Source organism: Phenylobacterium sp., assembly GCF_030693625.1.
Classification (GTDB): domain Bacteria; phylum Pseudomonadota; class Alphaproteobacteria; order Caulobacterales; family Caulobacteraceae; genus Phenylobacterium; species Phenylobacterium ferrooxidans.
Genome location: NZ_JAUYAF010000018.1, coordinates 89357 through 105059 on the forward strand (window position 1 = coordinate 89357; position 15703 = coordinate 105059).

Annotated in this window: 14 protein-coding genes; 5 read left to right on the plus strand and 9 right to left on the minus strand. The window is 68.8% G+C overall.

Annotated features, from left to right (window positions below):
* Nucleotides 1-32 precede the first annotated feature (32 nt).
* The 4 genes from Q8N10_RS02955 to Q8N10_RS02970 all read right to left on the minus strand — a co-directional run bounded on the left by Q8N10_RS02955 (nucleotide 33) and on the right by Q8N10_RS02970 (nucleotide 4037).
* Entirely contained in the window at nucleotides 33-1796 is a 1764-nt protein-coding gene (locus Q8N10_RS02955; RefSeq protein WP_304777044.1) for a gamma-glutamyltransferase family protein, read from the minus strand.
* 149 nt (nucleotides 1797-1945) lie between these two features.
* Entirely contained in the window at nucleotides 1946-2290 is a 345-nt protein-coding gene (locus Q8N10_RS02960; RefSeq protein ID WP_304777071.1) for a VOC family protein, read from the minus strand.
* A gap of 45 nt (nucleotides 2291-2335) precedes the next feature.
* Nucleotides 2336-2998, minus strand: coding sequence for a methyltransferase (locus Q8N10_RS02965; protein ID WP_304777045.1), 663 nt, complete (start codon nucleotides 2996-2998; stop codon nucleotides 2336-2338).
* Between the two features lie 88 nt (nucleotides 2999-3086).
* Nucleotides 3087-4037 carry a fatty acid desaturase family protein gene (locus Q8N10_RS02970; protein WP_304777046.1) on the minus strand — a complete coding sequence of 317 codons (951 nt, stop codon included), beginning with the start codon at nucleotides 4035-4037 and terminating at the stop codon, nucleotides 3087-3089.
* Between the two features lie 117 nt (nucleotides 4038-4154).
* Between Q8N10_RS02970 and Q8N10_RS02975 the strand changes: the two genes are divergently transcribed.
* The gene (locus Q8N10_RS02975; protein WP_304777047.1) at nucleotides 4155-4505 is read left to right on the plus strand and encodes a lysozyme inhibitor LprI family protein; all 351 of its coding nucleotides are present in this window, start codon (nucleotides 4155-4157) and stop codon (nucleotides 4503-4505) included.
* Nucleotides 4506-4524: 19 nt separating this feature from the next.
* Here the strand turns inward: Q8N10_RS02975 and ubiA are convergent, their stop codons facing one another.
* Nucleotides 4525-5457: a 4-hydroxybenzoate octaprenyltransferase gene (gene ubiA, locus Q8N10_RS02980; protein WP_304777048.1), complete on the minus strand. Its 933-nt coding sequence runs from the start codon at nucleotides 5455-5457 to the stop codon at nucleotides 4525-4527.
* 342 nt (nucleotides 5458-5799) lie between these two features.
* On the opposite strand from ubiA, the gene Q8N10_RS02985 reads away from it, so the two are divergent.
* A complete protein-coding gene (locus tag Q8N10_RS02985) occupies nucleotides 5800-7587 on the plus strand; it encodes an ABC transporter ATP-binding protein (RefSeq protein WP_304777049.1) in 1788 nt (595 codons plus the stop codon).
* Nucleotides 7584-9371 carry an ABC transporter ATP-binding protein gene (locus Q8N10_RS02990; protein WP_304777050.1) on the plus strand — a complete coding sequence of 596 codons (1788 nt, stop codon included), beginning with the start codon at nucleotides 7584-7586 and terminating at the stop codon, nucleotides 9369-9371. Before Q8N10_RS02985 ends, Q8N10_RS02990 begins: the two co-directional genes overlap by 4 nt.
* Nucleotides 9372-9422: 51 nt before the next feature.
* Here Q8N10_RS02990 and Q8N10_RS02995 read toward each other — a convergent pair whose 3' ends face one another.
* The 4 genes from Q8N10_RS02995 to Q8N10_RS03010 all read right to left on the minus strand — a co-directional run bounded on the left by Q8N10_RS02995 (nucleotide 9423) and on the right by Q8N10_RS03010 (nucleotide 13234).
* Nucleotides 9423-10622: a winged helix-turn-helix domain-containing protein gene (locus Q8N10_RS02995; RefSeq protein ID WP_304777051.1), complete on the minus strand. Its 1200-nt coding sequence runs from the start codon at nucleotides 10620-10622 to the stop codon at nucleotides 9423-9425.
* A gap of 4 nt (nucleotides 10623-10626) precedes the next feature.
* Nucleotides 10627-11397 (minus strand): polyphosphate kinase 2, encoded by a 771-nt coding sequence (ppk2, locus tag Q8N10_RS03000; protein WP_304777052.1) that lies wholly within the window; start codon nucleotides 11395-11397, stop codon nucleotides 10627-10629.
* Between the two features lie 86 nt (nucleotides 11398-11483).
* On the minus strand, nucleotides 11484-12644 hold the full coding sequence (locus tag Q8N10_RS03005) for an aromatic ring-hydroxylating dioxygenase subunit alpha (protein ID WP_304777053.1): 1161 nt from the start codon (nucleotides 12642-12644) through the stop codon (nucleotides 11484-11486).
* Complete coding sequence (locus tag Q8N10_RS03010; RefSeq protein ID WP_304777054.1) at nucleotides 12641-13234, minus strand: TetR/AcrR family transcriptional regulator; 594 nt, start codon at nucleotides 13232-13234, stop codon at nucleotides 12641-12643. Before Q8N10_RS03010 ends, Q8N10_RS03005 begins: the two co-directional genes overlap by 4 nt.
* 110 nt (nucleotides 13235-13344) lie before the next feature.
* Between Q8N10_RS03010 and Q8N10_RS03015 the strand changes: the two genes are divergently transcribed.
* Nucleotides 13345-14067: a 16S rRNA (uracil(1498)-N(3))-methyltransferase gene (locus Q8N10_RS03015; protein ID WP_304777055.1), complete on the plus strand. Its 723-nt coding sequence runs from the start codon at nucleotides 13345-13347 to the stop codon at nucleotides 14065-14067.
* A 101-nt stretch (nucleotides 14068-14168) separates the two neighbouring features.
* Nucleotides 14169-15527 (plus strand): glutamate--cysteine ligase, encoded by a 1359-nt coding sequence (locus Q8N10_RS03020; RefSeq protein WP_304777056.1) that lies wholly within the window; start codon nucleotides 14169-14171, stop codon nucleotides 15525-15527.
* Nucleotides 15528-15703: the final 176 nt, after the last annotated feature.

Consider the following 15703-nt stretch of genomic DNA (forward strand, 5'->3'; position numbering starts at 1 on the left):
CGCCATCGTCAATCGCGTCCTGCTTGGTGGCGTCAGTAGGCGAGCGCCACCCCGTCCTTGCGCATCTCGGTGGCGGCGGCGTAGCGGCCGGGCCAGCGCTCGATGGCCTGATACCCGCCATAGCCGCCGGGCTCCGGGGCCATGACCCAGCCGATCTTGGCCAGCGCCTGTTTCGTCGCCTCGGGCACGCCGGTCTCCAGGTTGAGCACGCCGATCCCCTGCTGCGCCTCGCCGGTGGGTTCGGTAGAGCCGCCGTGATGCCAGCGCGGCGAGTCGCCGGCTTCCTGAAGGCCGAGGCCGAAGTCCACCATGTTGGAGATGATCTGCGCCTGGCCCTGGGGCTGCATGTCGCCGCCCATGACGCCGAAGGACAGCCAGGGCTGGTCGCCCTTGGTGGCGAAGCCGGGGATGATGGTCTGGAAGGGCCGCTTGCCCGGGGCGTAGAGATTGGGGTGGCCGTCAGTCAGGGCGAAGAGTTCGCCGCGGTCCTGGAGCATGAAGCCCAGGCCGTCGGGCATCAGGCCCGAGCCCATGCCGCGATAGTTGGACTGGATGATGGAGACCATCATGCCGTCGGCGTCGCTGGTGGTGAAATAGGTGGTGTCGCCGTGGCCGGGCGCCTGGCCCGGATTGACCGGGGTCAGGATGGCGTCCGGGCGGATCAGCCTGGCGCGCGCCTTGGCGTAGGCCTTGGAGATCAGCCACTCGGTGGGGATCTTGGCGAAGTCGGGATCGGCGTAGTATCGGGCGCGGTCCTCGAAGGCCAGGCGCTTGGCCTCCACCCCATGGTGGATGGCGGCGGCGGACTGGAAGCCCATCGCCTTGAGGTCGAATTCCTCCATGATGTTCAGGGCCTGCAGGGTGGCCAGACCCTGGCTGTTGGGGGACAGGCCCCAGACGTCCACGCCGCGATAATTGACCCTGTGCGGCGGGTCCCAGCGGCTGTGGTGAGCGGCCAGGTCGGCCTTGGTCATCCAGCCGCCGATGCGCTTGAAATAGCGCTCGATGGTGGAGGCGATCTCGCCCTCGTAGAAGGCGTCGCGCCCGCCATCGGCGATCAGGCCGTAGGTGCGGCCAAGGCCTGGATTGCGGAACACCTCGCCCTCGATCGGGGTCTTGCCGCTGGGCGCCCAGACCGACTTGAAGTTCTCCACCTCCTCCAGCCCGGCGCCCGGCCTGGTGAAGTTCTTGAGGGAGCGTTCCAGGTAGTAGGCGACGTTCTGGCTGACTGGGGCGCCCTCATCGCAGTGGGCGATGGCGGAGGTGAACAGGTCCTTCCACTTCAGCTTGCCGTAGCGCTGGTGCAGGGTCCACCAGGCGTCGACGGCGCCCGGCACACTGACCGAGACCGCGCCATAGGCGGGGATGAGGCCCTTCTTCGAGCGCGCACGCACCGTCTCCAGCGACAGGCCCTTAGGGCTGCGGCCCGAGCCGTTGAGGCCCACGACCTGTCTGGTCTTCGGGTCCCACAGCATGACGAAGCAGTCGCCGCCGATCCCGCAGGCGATGGGCTCGACAAACCCCAGCACCGCATTGGCGGCGATGGCCGCATCCACCGCCGACCCGCCGGCCTTGAGGATCTCGATGGCGGCCAGGCTCGCCAGCGGGTGGGCGGTGGCCGCCGCGCCGTGGACGCCCCAGGCGGCGCTGCGGCTGGCGAAGGTGGCGCCGTCCACGCGGTCGCCGCCGCGCACGTCGGGGCGGTTGCGGTTGGGATTGTCGCCCCGCGCATCAGCCAGGGCGCGGTTGGCCAGGGCGGCGGCGGGGAGGGCGGCGAGGAAGGTGCGGCGGCGCATGCGGGCTCCAAGACTGGACGTCGCGCACTATGACTCAGGCGCCAGGGCGCGTGAAACTTTCCTCGGCGCCCCTATCGCCTTGATGGAGACATCGCTCTGTCAGCCCCCGGCTATCTATCCGAAACTACAGCCCAGGCCCTGCGCCGAATTCAGCCCTCGGTGAATACCGCGAGTTCATTCCCGCTGGGGTCGCGGAAGTGGAAGCGGCGGCCGCCAGGGTAGCTGTAGATGGGCCTGGCGACCTCGCCGCCGGCGGCGGTCACCTTGGCCAGCATGGCCTCCAGGTCCGTGGTGAAGATCACCACCAGGGGCGCCGCCGCAGCCTCGGCCGCATCGGCCTGGAAGCCGCCGTCCAGGCCGCTGTCGTCGAAGGCCGCATAGCTCGGGCCGTAGTCGGTGAAGCGCCAGCCAAAGGCCTCGCCGTAGAAGCTCTTGGTGGCCGGCAGGTCCCGGCCGGGCAGCTCCACATAGTCGATCTTGCCGTCTTCGCGCATTTCGGTCGCCACTCTCTGTTCCGTATTTGTTCTATCTCTAAAAGCTCAGGCCGGGAGAGTCCAGACCGAGGTCTTCTTGACCTCCTGGTCCTCCAACTCGCGGGTGGTGGCGACCTGGTATTCGGCCAGCTTGGTGAGGCCCGAGCGGGGGAAATAGGAGCGGCCCGGATCGCCGATCAGCACGGTGGTCCCCCGCGCGCGGGCGGCGGCCAGCCAGGCCATGACGGCGTCGGCCATGGGCTTTTCGTAGCAGATGTCGCCGGCCAGGATGACGTCGGCCGGCGGCGCGGGCGAGTCCAGCAGGTTGGCGTCAGTGAAATCCACGCTGACCCCGTTGACCTGGGCGTTGAGGGAGAGCGCCGCGCCGCAGAAGCCGTCGATGTCGGCGGCCAGGACGTAGGCCGCGCCGGCCCGCATCGCCGCAATCCCGACGATCCCGGAGCCCGAGGCGAAGTCGACCACCCGCTTGCCGGCGACGACCTCGGGATGGTCGAGGATATAGCGGGCCAGGGCCTGGCCGCCGGCCCAGGCGAAGGCCCAGAAGGGCGGCGGAAGGCCGATCTCGGCCAGGGCTTCCTCGGTCATCTTCCAGATCGGGGTGATCTCGTCGGCGAGATGCAGCACCAGCTCCGGCGTGTGGGGCGGGGTCTGCAGCCGGGTGTTTTCGAGGATGAAGGCGCGGCGGCCCTCAAGGCTGGGATCGATCATCCCCCCGCTTAGAGACTTTCAGTCGAAAACTGAAAGCCTCTAGGTCTTTTGCTTGGTCGCGTGATGGGCGCCTGAACCGGGGGCCACGTCAGGCTGTCACGCTCGCGCGGTCAGGCTTCCCCGCCGCCAGGGACAAGACCTTCAGGTAGCCACCCGGCTCCACTAGCATGCCCTTGGTGACCCCCGCCTTGGCCAGGGCCCGGTGCGCGTGGGGCAGCTGGTAGCAGGGCAGGTGCATGAACATGTGATGTTCGCAGTGGTAGTTCACATAGTAGGGGGCCAGCAGGGCGCGCTCGATCAGGTTGGCCTTTGTGGTGCGGGCATGGCGCAGGGGATCAGGCTCGTCCTTGGCGATGCAGGCGTGCTCGGCGATGTTCCTCAAGCGGGTGATCATCGGATACCAGGTGGCCTGGGGCAGGACCCACAGCACGGGCCAGGCCCACCAGGCGCCGAAGGGCAGGCCGATGGCGGTGATGACCACGCCGCCCAGCAGCCAGCGACGCTTGCGGCGCACCTCCTCGGCCAGGATGGGCAACACGGGCTGACCGGGCTTGCGGGCCTTCAGCCGGGCGACGAGATCGCCGAACCGCTGCTTGAAGAAGGTCTGGCCGGTGAGGTCGCGGACCAGCTTGCGGCGCAGGGACTTGCGCGTGATCGGAAACGGCACCGAGAGGCCGAGGTCCGGATCCTCGGCCTGCTGGGCGAAGCGGTGGTGGGTGAGGTGATAGGGCCGGTAGCGGGCCAGGCCGCCGCCGGTCAGCCACTCGCCGGCCCAGTCGTTGACCTTGAGGTTCCTGTGCAAAGCGCCGTGGGCGGCGTCGTGCATGAGGATGGCGAGGCCCAGCTGCCGACCGCCGATGATCATCACCGCCAGGGGCAGGGTCAGCGGCCAGGCCACCACCATGGCCCCGGCCGCCAGGATGACGATCCAGGCGTGGGCCAGCAGGGCCAGGCCCCGCCAGTTGGAATGGGCGGCGAGGCGCGCCCACTGGTCGGGCGCGAAATAGGTCTTGGGATCGACGCGGGATGCGGCTGCCATGATCACCATTGTCCCACAAAACATCGTGACGAAACAGCGTGACCCAAGGTCACGACAGGTCTTGGGGAAGATGGCCGCGCGGCCTAGGTTGGCGTCAGGATTTCCCCGGAGACCCGAATGCGCGCGCCGATCCGTCTGGCCTTGCTGGCCCTGACCGCAACCTTGATGGCCGGGGGCGCCCAGGCCGCCAGCTTCAATTGCGATCGCGCGCGGACCCAGGACGAACTGACCATCTGCGCGACCCTGAAGCTGAACGACCAGGACGTGCGCATGGCCCAGCTCTACCACATCGCCCAGCATCTGGTGGCGATGGGCGCGCGGGGCGCCATCCAGGACGATCAGCAGGCGTGGCTGAAGACGCGGCGGGCCTGCGGCGCGGACCGCACCTGCCTGGCGCGGGCCTATACCCGGCGGATCGCGGCGCTGAACACCGTGCTGGAGCGCGTCTACCAGAAGGGGCCGTTCTAGGCGTCTCGCCTGAAGGCGCTTAGAGCGCCGAGGCCGGCCCGTCCCACATGCCGGCGGTCATGGCGATCACCAGCAGCAGACCCGCCAGGCTGTTGGACTTGAAGAGGGCCAGGGCGGCCACGCCGTCTCTGACGTCCAGCCGCGCGGCCTGCCGCGACAGGTGGACGCCGAACAGGGCGGCTGGCGGCAGGAAGAGGGGGCCCAGGCCCCCGACCCAGGCCGCGGCCAGGGCCAGGACGAAGGCGGTCACATAGAAGCCGAGCACCGCCTTGGGCGCCGCGTCGCCCAGCCGCAGGGCCGAGGACTTCACGCCGGCCAGGGCGTCGTCCTCCAGGTCCTGGACCGCGTAGATGGTGTCATAGCCCAGGGTCCAGAAGACGCCGGCCGCATAGAGCAGGATGGCGGGCCAATCGACCCGGCCGGTGATAGCGGCATAGCCCAGCAGGGCGCCCCAGTTGAAGGTCAGGCCCAGCCAGGCCTGCGGCCACCAGGTGATCCGCTTCATGAAGGGATAGGCCGCCACAAGGGCCAGGGAGGCGACGCCGAGGCCGATGGCCACCGGCCCCATGGTCAGCAGGATGGCCAGCGAGATCATGGCGCAGGCGACGACGAAGGCCCAGGCCTGCTTGACGCTGATCTGGCCCGCCGGGATCGGGCGGGCGGCGGTGCGCGCCACCTTGGCGTCGAAGTCGCGATCGACGATGTCGTTATAGGCGCAGCCGGCCGCGCGCATCAGGGCGGCGCCGACGAAGAAGGCCGCCATCAGCAGCGGGTCTGACCACCGGCTCTGCATGGCGGCGGCCAGCGCGATCCCCTGCCAGCCCGGCAACATCAGCAGCCAGATGCCGGTGGGGCGGTCGAAGCGTCCCAGTTTCAGCCAGGGGCGCAGGGCCGCAGGCGCGTATCGGTCCACCCAGTTGGTGGGGGCGGCGTCGGGGAGGTGGGTGGTCATCTTGCCCTCTCCATAGCAGCACCGTGGCTTTCGCGCCGCAGTCAGAATTTGGCGTAACGCCGTCGCTTGACGGGGGAATCCGAGCCGCCTAGCTTCCGGCCTCCACACGCGACCGGAAAGGAGGGTCATCAAAGATGAAAGTCATCGCAACGACCACCCTCCGCCGACGCGCCGCCGGGTCCTTCTGCTGACCTGAGAGATTTCCCGGCCCGCGCGTCCGCTGCGCCCGCCCCAAGGGATCCCTCCCGCGACCCGTGCTGGACCTCCAGCCGCTCCCATTCTCCATGACGTCGATGATGCGCGCGCCGCGTCCCTCGCCGTCACCGCACTCCGACGGCTCACATGACGCAAGCCTACGACGATGAGGACGCCAATCGTCCCCGCACCCTGACCAACAGCCAGGTGATCGGCTTCATGGCCGGCCACTGGATGGCCGAGCCTCGGCGGTTCGCGCTGCTCGCCGTGCTGATGCTGGCCTCGACCGCCTGCGACCTGTCGATCCCCTGGGCGACCCGGGCCCTGATCGACGCGGTGGCGACGCCCACCTCGCCCACCGACCAGGCGTGGATCGCCTGGGCCGCGCTCTCGGGGCTCTACCTGGCCTTCTACTGTCTGCGCAGCTTCATGTTCCGCATGTCCAACGGCTACTATTCGCGGATCATGGCGCGGATGGTGACGGGCGCCTTCGCGCGGGTGCAGGCCTTTTCCGCCGACTGGCACGCCTCCAACTTCGCCGGCGCCACGGTGCGGCGGGTGAGCCGGGCCATGTGGGGCTATGACAGCGCCTCGGACGCCCTGCTGTGGATGCTGACGCCAACCCTGATCGTGCTGTCGGGCCTGGCCATCTCCATCGGCCTGAAGTGGCCGGCGGCGGGGATTTTCGTGGCCGTCCTGGTTGTCGCCTTCGCCATCTTCAACATCGTGGTCTCCACCCACTTCATCCGCCCGGCCAACCTGGCCTCCACGGCCCTGGACTCCCAGATCGGCGCCAACCTGGCCGACGCCATCGGCGGCAATCCGGTGGTGAAGGGTTTCGGCGCCGAGGCCCGCGAGGAAAAGCGGTTCAGCGACCATGTCGCCATCTGGCGGACAGCCCAGAACAAGACCTGGGACCGGTTCAACACCGTGGGCTGGGGACAGAACCTGTTCCTGGTGATCCTGCAGGCGGGCCTGACGGGACAGCTGGTCTATGCCTGGAGCCATGGCGACGCGACGCCCGGCGACGTGGCCTTCGGCATCACCTCCTTCATCGTCATGGCCGGCTATATGAGGAACTTCAGCGAGATCACCCGCATGCTGCAGAAGGGCCTCGACGACATGGTGGATGTCGCCACCTACATGCGCACCGAGCCGCAGCTGGCCGACAAGCCGCACGCGGCGCCCTTCCGCGGCGAACTGGGGGAGGTGGTCTTCGACCGCGTGACCTTCGGCTACGAGAACGCCGCGCGGCCGCTGTACCGGGACTTCACCCTGGTGGTGGCGCCCGGCGAACGGGTGGCCCTGGTGGGGCCGACGGGGGCCGGCAAGTCGACCTTCGTCAAGCTGCTGCAGCGGCTCTACGACGTGCAGTCCGGCCGCATCCTGATCGACGGCCAGGACATCGCCCATGTCAGCCAGGGCAGCCTGCGGCGCGCCATCGCCGTGGTGCCCCAGGACCCGGCCCTGTTCCACCGCACCATCGCCGAGAACATCAGCTATGCCCGGCCCGAGGCGACGGAGGACGAGGTGATCCTGGCCGCCAAGCGGGCCCGGGCGCACGACTTCATCGCCAGCCTGCCGAAGGGCTATCACACGCTGGTCGGTGAGCGCGGCGTGAAGCTGTCGGGCGGCGAGCGCCAGCGGGTGGCCATCGCGCGCGCCTTCCTGGCCGACGCGCCGATCCTGGTGCTGGACGAGGCCACCTCGTCCCTGGACGTGGAGACCGAGCGCCAGGTGCAGGCGGCCATGGAGGAACTGATGATGGGCCGCACCACGGTGGTGATCGCCCACCGGCTGTCGACCATCCGGGGCGCTGATCGCATCCTGGTGTTCGAGGGCGGCCAGCTGGTGGAGGAGGGCCGCCATGCGGACCTGGTGGCGCGCGGCGGGGCCTATGCCCGGCTGCACGCCGTGACGGAGGCGGGCGCGTGACCGAGCACTATGAAGAGGTCGACGAGTCGGCCAACCGGGTCCTGAGCAACCGCCAGGTCCTGGGGTTCGTCATGGGCTACTGGCTCCGACGACCGTGGCTGCTGGCCGGCACCCTGGTGACGACCCTGGCCGGGATCGGGTTCGACCTGGCCATGCCCTGGGCGTCGGGGCGGCTGGTGGACGCGGTGACCGCGGGACCTTCGTCGCAGGACACCGCCTGGGTGGCCTGGGGCCTGTTCGTCGGGGTCTATCTGGTGGGCTCCCTCATGCGCAACCTCGCGCCGCGGTTCTGGATTCCCCTGGCGGCCGGCAACATGCGGGAGATCACCGAGGAGGGGTTCGGCAAGGTGCAGTCCTTCTCCGCCGACTGGCACGGCGACAACTTCTCGGGCGCCACGGTGCGCAAGCTGAGCCGCGCCATGTGGGGCTATGACGAGGTCTCCGACGCCGTGGTCATGTGGCTGGGTCCGGCGCTGGCGGTGCTGCTGGGCCTGTCGGTGATGATGATCCTGCGCTGGCCGATGGTGGGCCTGTTCTCCCTGGCCACGGTGATCTTCTACATCGCCTCCAACGTCTTCCTGACCAGCACCTTCGGGCGGCCGCTGAACCTCAAGTCGGTGGGGCTCGACAGCCGGATCGGCGGGGCGATCGCCGACTCCGTCGCCTCCAACGCCACGGTGCGCGCCTTCGGGGCCGAGGACCGGGAGGCGACCCGGATCGCCGGGGTGACCCAGCTTTGGTCCAAGGCGGTCCAGCGCACCTGGACCCGGTTCACCGACATCTGGCTGGTGCAGAACCTGCTGCTCGTCCTGCTGCAGGCGGGGCTTACCGGCCTGCTGCTGCGGCTGTGGGCGCGGGGCGAGGCGACGCCCGGCGACGTGGCCTTCGGGGTCACCTCCTTCATGTTGATGAGCGGATACCTGCGCAACATCGGCGACAATATCCGCATGCTGCAGAAGGGCCTGGACGACGTCGAGGACGTGGCCCGCTACCTGACGCTCGAGCCCCAGGTGGCCGATGCGCCGGGCGCGCCGGCCTTCGCGGGCGACCTGGGGGAGGTGGTCTTCGACCGCGCCACCTTCGGCTACAAGTCGGCGCAGACCGCGCTCTACCGCGACTTCTCGCTGAGGATCGCGCCGGGGGAACGGATCGCCCTGGTGGGGCCGACCGGGTCGGGCAAGTCGACCTTCGTCAAGCTGGTCCAGCGGCTCTATGACCTGGATGGCGGCCGTATCCTGATCGACGGTCAGGACGTGGCCAAGGTGACCCAAGGCAGTCTGCGGCGCGCCATCGCGGTGGTGCCGCAGGATCCGGCCCTGTTCCACCGCACCATCGGCGAGAACATCAGCTACGCCCGGCCCGAGGCGACCCGTGACGAGATCGAACTGGCCGCCCGCCGGGCGCGGGCCCACGACTTCATCACCCGCCTGCCCAGGGGCTACGAGACCCTGGTGGGGGAGCGCGGCGTGAAGCTGTCGGGCGGCGAGCGCCAGCGGGTGGCCATCGCGCGGGCCTTCCTGGCGGATGCCCCCATCCTGGTGCTGGACGAAGCCACCTCGTCCCTGGACGTGGAGACCGAGCGGGAGGTGCAGGCGGCGATGGAGGAGCTGATGGTGGGCCGCACCACCATCGTCATCGCCCACCGCCTGTCGACCATCCGCGGCGCCGACCGCATCCTGGTCTTCGACAACGGCCAGGTGGTCGAGGAGGGTCGCCATGCCGAGCTGGTGAGCCGGGGCGGGGCCTACGCCCGGCTGCACGCGGTGACGATGGGGGCGGTTTAGGCGCCAGGTGAAGTGGTTCCGCCGCCCCCCGAAACTGGTTCGGTATCCGAACTAGTTCTGGGCCGCGGCGAGGCGCAACGCCAGGTCGCCCTTGGGTTCCACGCGGACGCTGCCCAGGCCGAGCCAGCGCGCCATGAGCTGAAGTTCGGTCATCAACCGGCCAGGCGTTTCGCCGTCGGCCGAAGGTTCGGCGTGGGCCGACTGCACCACCAGGACGCCGGCCTTGCGGTCGGCCTTGAGGTCGACGCGGGCGGTGATGGCTTCGCCCTGCAGGAAGGGCAGGACATAGTAGCCATGCACCCGCTTCTCCGCCGGGGTGTAGATCTCCAGCCGGACCCGGACCCCGAACAGCCGCTCGGTGCGCTCGCGGAACCAGATCAGGTTGTCGAACGGCGAGAGCAGGGCGCCGGCGGTGATCCTGCGCGGCCGCCGCGCGCCGGGGTCGAGATAGGCCGGCGGGTCCCAGCCCTTCACCGACACCGGCAGCAGGTCGCCGGCCTCCACCAGCTCCGCCAGACGCGCCTTGGTGTCGGCCACCGGCATGCGGAAATAGTCGCGCAGGTCTCGTTCGGTCGCCACGCCCTGGGCGCGGGCGGCGATGCGCAGCAACTGGCGCTGGGCCTCGTCGCGGGGCGGGGTGGGGGCGTCGCGCACCGACCTGGGATGCACGTCGTCCGGCAGGCCATAGACCCGCTCGAAGGTGGTGCGCCGGGTGGCCGTGGTGATCTCGCCGGCCCAGAACAGGCATTCCATCGCCCGCTTGCCCTCGCTCCAGCCCCACCAGCCGCCGCGGCCCTTTTCGCCGATCTGGAGCTCGCCGGCGGAGATGGCGCCGCGGGCGTGGATCTCGGCCAGCGCCTTGTCGATGAAGGTCCGGTTCTCGCGCAGGAAACGGGCGACCCCCTTCCAGGTCCCGAGCCCCTCGCGGGCGTCGTCCATCCGCCAGCGCATCAGGGGCTGCACGGCGTGGGGGGCGAGGGACGCCTCGTGCATCCAGTATTCGAACAGGGCCGGCTTCTTGCCCCAGGCGATCTCCTCCAGCAGGGGCCGGGGATAGGCGCCGAGCCGGGAGAACAGCGGCAGGTAGTGGGTGCGGCTGACCACATTGACCGAGTCGATCTGCAGCAGACCCAGCCGGTCGATGGTCTTCAGCAGGTGACGTTTGCCGGGGTCGGCCGGGCGGCGATCGGCGAACCCCTGCGCGGCCAAGGCGATGCGCCGGGCCTCAAGGGCGCTGATCGTCGGCGTCACGCCCTTACCGCTCCAGACGTCCGTCGGTGAGGGCCTCGATCACGAAGGGGAAGACGATCTCCGGATCGGGGTTCTTGATCTGCTTGGCGATCTCCTTCGGGGCGATGGCGTTGACGATATGGCGCATGACGTTGAGCCGCCCGGCGTCCTTGTCGTCGTTGCGCACGCAAACCCAGGGACTTGGGGCCGCATGGGTGCGCTTGAGCATCTCGTCACGGGCGGTGGTGTAGTCGTCCCAGCGGCTCTGGGCGGCCTCGTCCAGGGGGCTCGACTTCAGCACCTTCAGCGGGTCGGAGTGGCGTTCGGCCAGGCGCTTGGCCTGTTCCTTCTTGGAGACGTCGAGCCACAGCTTGACGATGTTCACGCCGCTCTCCACCAGCATGGCCTCGAAGGCGGAGACGTCCCGCAGGAAGGTCTCGTGTTCCTCGGGCGTGCAGAAGCCCATCACCGGCTCCACGCCGCCCCGATTGTACCAGGAGCGGTTGAAGATCACGAGTTCGCCAGCCGCCGGCAGGTAGGGCACGTAGCGCTGGAAATACCATTGGCTGCGCTCGCGGTCCGAGGGCTTGGGCAGGGCGACCACGCGGGTGGCGCGCACCGACAGGTGTTCGGTCAGGCGCTTGATCGTGCCGTCCTTCCCCGCCGCGTCGCGGCCCTCGAAGATGATCAGCACCTTGGCGCCGCTCTCCATCGCCTTCTGCTGGAAGCGCACCAGGGCGAGCTGGGCCTGTTCGAGACTGTTGAGGTCGTCGTCGGACTTATCGTTTTTGGACATGGGGCGAACCTAGTCGAGAAATGCCCCGCGGGCAGGGAAAAATCCCATCAGGCGCCTGGTCACCCTGTCTCCCGGGCGGCGCGCATCTAGGTCACCGGCAGGGGCTCCATGCCGAGCGCCCGCCGGAAGGTGTTGTGGTAGTGGTGCAGGGGCGGCTCGTTGCGCCCGAACAGCAGCTGGTCCTGCAGGCCGGCGGCCAGGGCGCGCTGGGTGGTTTCGGCGGTGGCGTAGTCCTCGGCGGCCACCACGGCGGTGAAGCCTTCGGAGAACAGCATGGCCATTCCCGGATTCTCGGCCAGAACCTCGCGGTCGAAATAGTAGCTGATCTGCGAGATCGACCGGCCCGCATTCTCGGGGTCGGGATAGACGCGAACGACCGCGATGCGCTTGTTTCCGACGTTCACCACCACGTTGGGGAACAGGAAATAGACCGGGAAGCCGCCCTGCTCGATGGTCCAGTCGGCCTCGGGCCGCCCTCGCAGATCGTCGATCCCCTTGAGGCACAGGACCATGCGGTGGTTGCGCTGGTAGGACCGGTAGGACAGCACGTCGCCGTGGAAGTTGTTGGCCAGGGTGTCCTTGTGAAGGCGCTTGAAATGGTAGGTCTCGCCAAAGGTGTCGGTGGCCAGCTTCCAGTTCAGCTTCATGTCCAGGGTCTGTTCGTGGGCCAGGACGTAACGGCCCCAGTTCCAGTGCTCCAGATCGTCGGCGACGCCCTGGAACAGGGTCTCGGTGTCGATCACACCCTTCGGATCGGGATGGACCAGCAGGAAGCCGAACCGTTCGGCGGCCGGCAGTTCGATCAGGCCCAGGCACGCCTTGTCGATGGTTCCGAACTGGTCCTCCTGGGGCACGCCGACCAGGGCGCCTGTGGCGTCATAGGTCCAGGCGTGGAAGGGGCAGGAGAACCGCGACTTCCGGCCCCGGCGCGCCTGTTCCACCATCGCCCCGCGATGGCGGCAGGAGTTGAGGAAGGCGCGGACGTCGCCCGCCTTATCCCGGGTCACCAGGATCGGGATGCCGAGGTCGTTGCAGGTGATGAAGCTGCCGGGTTCGGGCAGGTCGGCGGTCATGCCGACGATCTGGGGGTGACCGCGGAAGAAGGTCTCCCATTCGCGTTTGGCGAGGTCGGGGCAGGTGTAGGTGCTGGCCGGGCAGGACATCACCCCGCCGGCGTCGGCGTTCACGCCTTCGTCCAATTGGGTCATCAGCTCACGCAGGACTTCGATCTGGACAGCCGGTTTCATGTCGAGCTTGCCTCGGTGGGGATGGCGGCGCTGAGCACGCGGAAGGTGGTGGCGATCTGGTCGCGCCGCGCCTGGAGCGGCTGGGCGCGGCGGCTGGAGACCCGCAGGCCCTGGTTGACCAGCATCAGGAAGGCGGCCAGTTCGTCGGCCTGGGCCGGGGGGCAGCCGGCGTCTCGCAGGCAGTCCTCGAATCCCGCCTGGACCTGCGCCAGCCGCGCGGCGGCGTGGGCGCTCAGCCCGTCATCGACATCGGCCATTTCCAGCACGGTGTTCACCAGCAGGCAGCCCCATTCGGCCTTGCCGCCGGGCGGGTCGACGACGCTGCGGTCGAAGAACTGGCGCAAGGCCTCCAGGGGCGGCTGACCGTCGCGGGCGCGGGCCAGGATCTGCAGGGTGCGGGTGGCGAACAGGTCCAGGCATTCCAGCATCAGGCCGCGCTTGTCGCCGAAGGCGGCGTAGAGGCTGCTGCGGCTGATCCCCATCTCGGCGAGCAGATCGGGGAGGGACGCGGCCTGGTAGCCTTGACGCCAAAAGACCCGCATCGCCCGGTCCAGGGCGGCGTCACGATTGAATTCGAGGGGCCGGGCCATTGAGATATTCTGGACCGTTCAGTCCAGAATGCAAGCCCGTTGCTGAAGCTGGGCCGGCGGTCAGCCGGTGAGGCGTTTCCTCGCAGGCCGGGCAGCACTAGAACCCTCCCATGATCCGCCTCTTCGTGCCCCACGATCTCGCCGCCACGCTCGCCCTGCCGCTGGACGACGGCCAGAGCCGCTACCTGGCCGCGGTGATGCGCCAGGGGGTGGGCGACGAGCTGCTGGTGTTCAATGGCCGCGACGGGGAGTGGCGAGCGACCATCATCGAGACGGGCAAGCGGCGGGTGATTCTGCGGGCCGACCGGCTGGAACGGGCCCAGGCGATGGGCCCGGACCTGGACCTGGTGATCGCGGTGGTCAAACGCGGGCGGCTGGAGACCATCGTCGAGAAGGCCGCCGAACTGGGCGCGCGCCGGGTCCAGCCGGTGCTGACCGAGCGCACCAACGCCGACCGGGTGCGGGTGGACCGGCTGCAGGCCATCGCCGTGGAGGCCGCCGAGCAGACCGGCCGGCTGGACGTGCCGGAAATCCTTGAACCTGTGAAGCTGGACCGGCTGCTGAAGGCCTGGAGCGGCCGCCGGCTGCTGTTCTGCGACGAGGCGGGGGACGCGCAACCGGTGACGGAGGCGCTTTCCGGTGGGGTTTCTGAACCCTGGGCGATCCTCATCGGTCCGGAGGGCGGGTTCTCGGCCGCCGAGCGCGAACGCTTGCGGGGCTTGGATTTCGCGGTCCCGGCGACGCTGGGCCCCCGGATCCTTCGGGCCGACACCGCGGCGATTAGCGCCATGACCCTGTGGCAAGCTTCGCTGGGGGACTGGCGAACATCTTGAGCTTTGGAGAATTGCGCCCACCTGAGTGAACGGCGTAAAGATCGCCGCCGCTTTGGGATCGACGCCCGTTCGGCGTGTTTGTGTGGGTTGGGGAGATAGATATGGCCGACGTCCTGGGCGACGACCGACCCCTCACGTTCGAGGATCTGGTCCATTGGTTCCAAGAAGGCGAGAAGCCGGCCGACCAATGGCGGGTGGGCGCCGAGCACGAGAAGTTCGTGTTTCGCCTGGGGAGCCACGAGCCGGTCGCCTATGACGGGCCCAAGGGCATCAAGGCGCTGCTGGACGGCCTGACCCGCTTTGGCTGGAAGGGCGTCTACGAGGGCGAGCACATCATCGCCCTGGAGCGCGGCAAGGCCAATGTGAGCCTGGAGCCCGGCGGCCAGTTCGAGCTGTCCGGCGCGCCGCTGGAGACCATGCACGACATCTGCGAGGAGACCGGGACCCACCTGCAGGAGGTCAAGGTCGTGGCCGACGAGCTGGGGCTGGGATTCCTCGGCCTCGGCCACACGCCGCTCTGGACGCGTGACGAGGTCCCGGTGATGCCCAAGGGCCGCTACAAGATCATGCGGGAATACATGCCCAAGGTCGGCGGCCTGGGTCTGGACATGATGTTCCGCACCTGCACCGTGCAGGCCAATCTCGACTTCGGCTCCGAGGCCGACATGGTGGCGAAGTTCCGCACCAGCCTGGCCCTGCAGCCCATCGTCACCGCCCTGTTCGCCAATTCGCCCTTCGTGGAGGGCAAGCCATCGGGCTGGCTTTCCAGCCGCGCGCGCATCTGGACCGACACCGACCCCGACCGCACCGGCATGCTGGGCTTCGTCTTCGAAGACGGGTTCACCTACGAGACCTACGCCCGCTACGCGATGAACGTGCCGATGTACTTCGCCAAGCGCGACGGCAAGTACATCGACCTGGCCGGCAAATCCTTCGTCAAGTTCATGGCCGGCGACTTGCCGGAGATGCCGGGCCAGCGCCCCAGCATCAAGGACTGGGCCGACCACACCACCACCCTGTTCCCGGAAGTGCGGCTCAAGCAGTACCTGGAGATGCGCGGCGCCGACGCCGGGCCCTGGGGCCGGCTCTGCGCCCTGCCGGCCCTGTGGACCGGGATCTTCTACGACCAGGCGGCGCTGGCCGCGGCCTGGGACCTCTGCAAGGACTGGTCGGTGGACGATCACGAGCGCCTGCGCGCCGACGTGGCCCGTATCGGGCTGAAGGCTCAGGTCAACGGCCGCAGCGTACAGGACGTCGCCAAGGACATGGTGGCGATCGCCCGCCAAGGGCTGAAGAACCGCAACCGCCTGAACGGCGGCATGATCGACGAGACCGGCTATCTCACCGAACTGGAAGAAATCGCCGACAGCGGCGTGACCCCGGCCGAACGGCTGCTGGAACTGTACAACGGCCCCTGGGCCGGCGACGCCAGCAAGGTGTTCGAGGCGTTCGCTTACTAAATGGCGCGTTCCTTCTCCCCTTGCGGGAGAAGGTGGCCGGTCGGAGACCGGTCGGATGAGGGGTCACGGTCCCTCCTCCGAACAACTTTCGAGGCCACATGTTGAGAGGCCAGCGCGACCCCTCATCCGACCCTGCTCCGCAGGGCCACCTTCTCCCGCAAGGGGAGAAGGCTAGC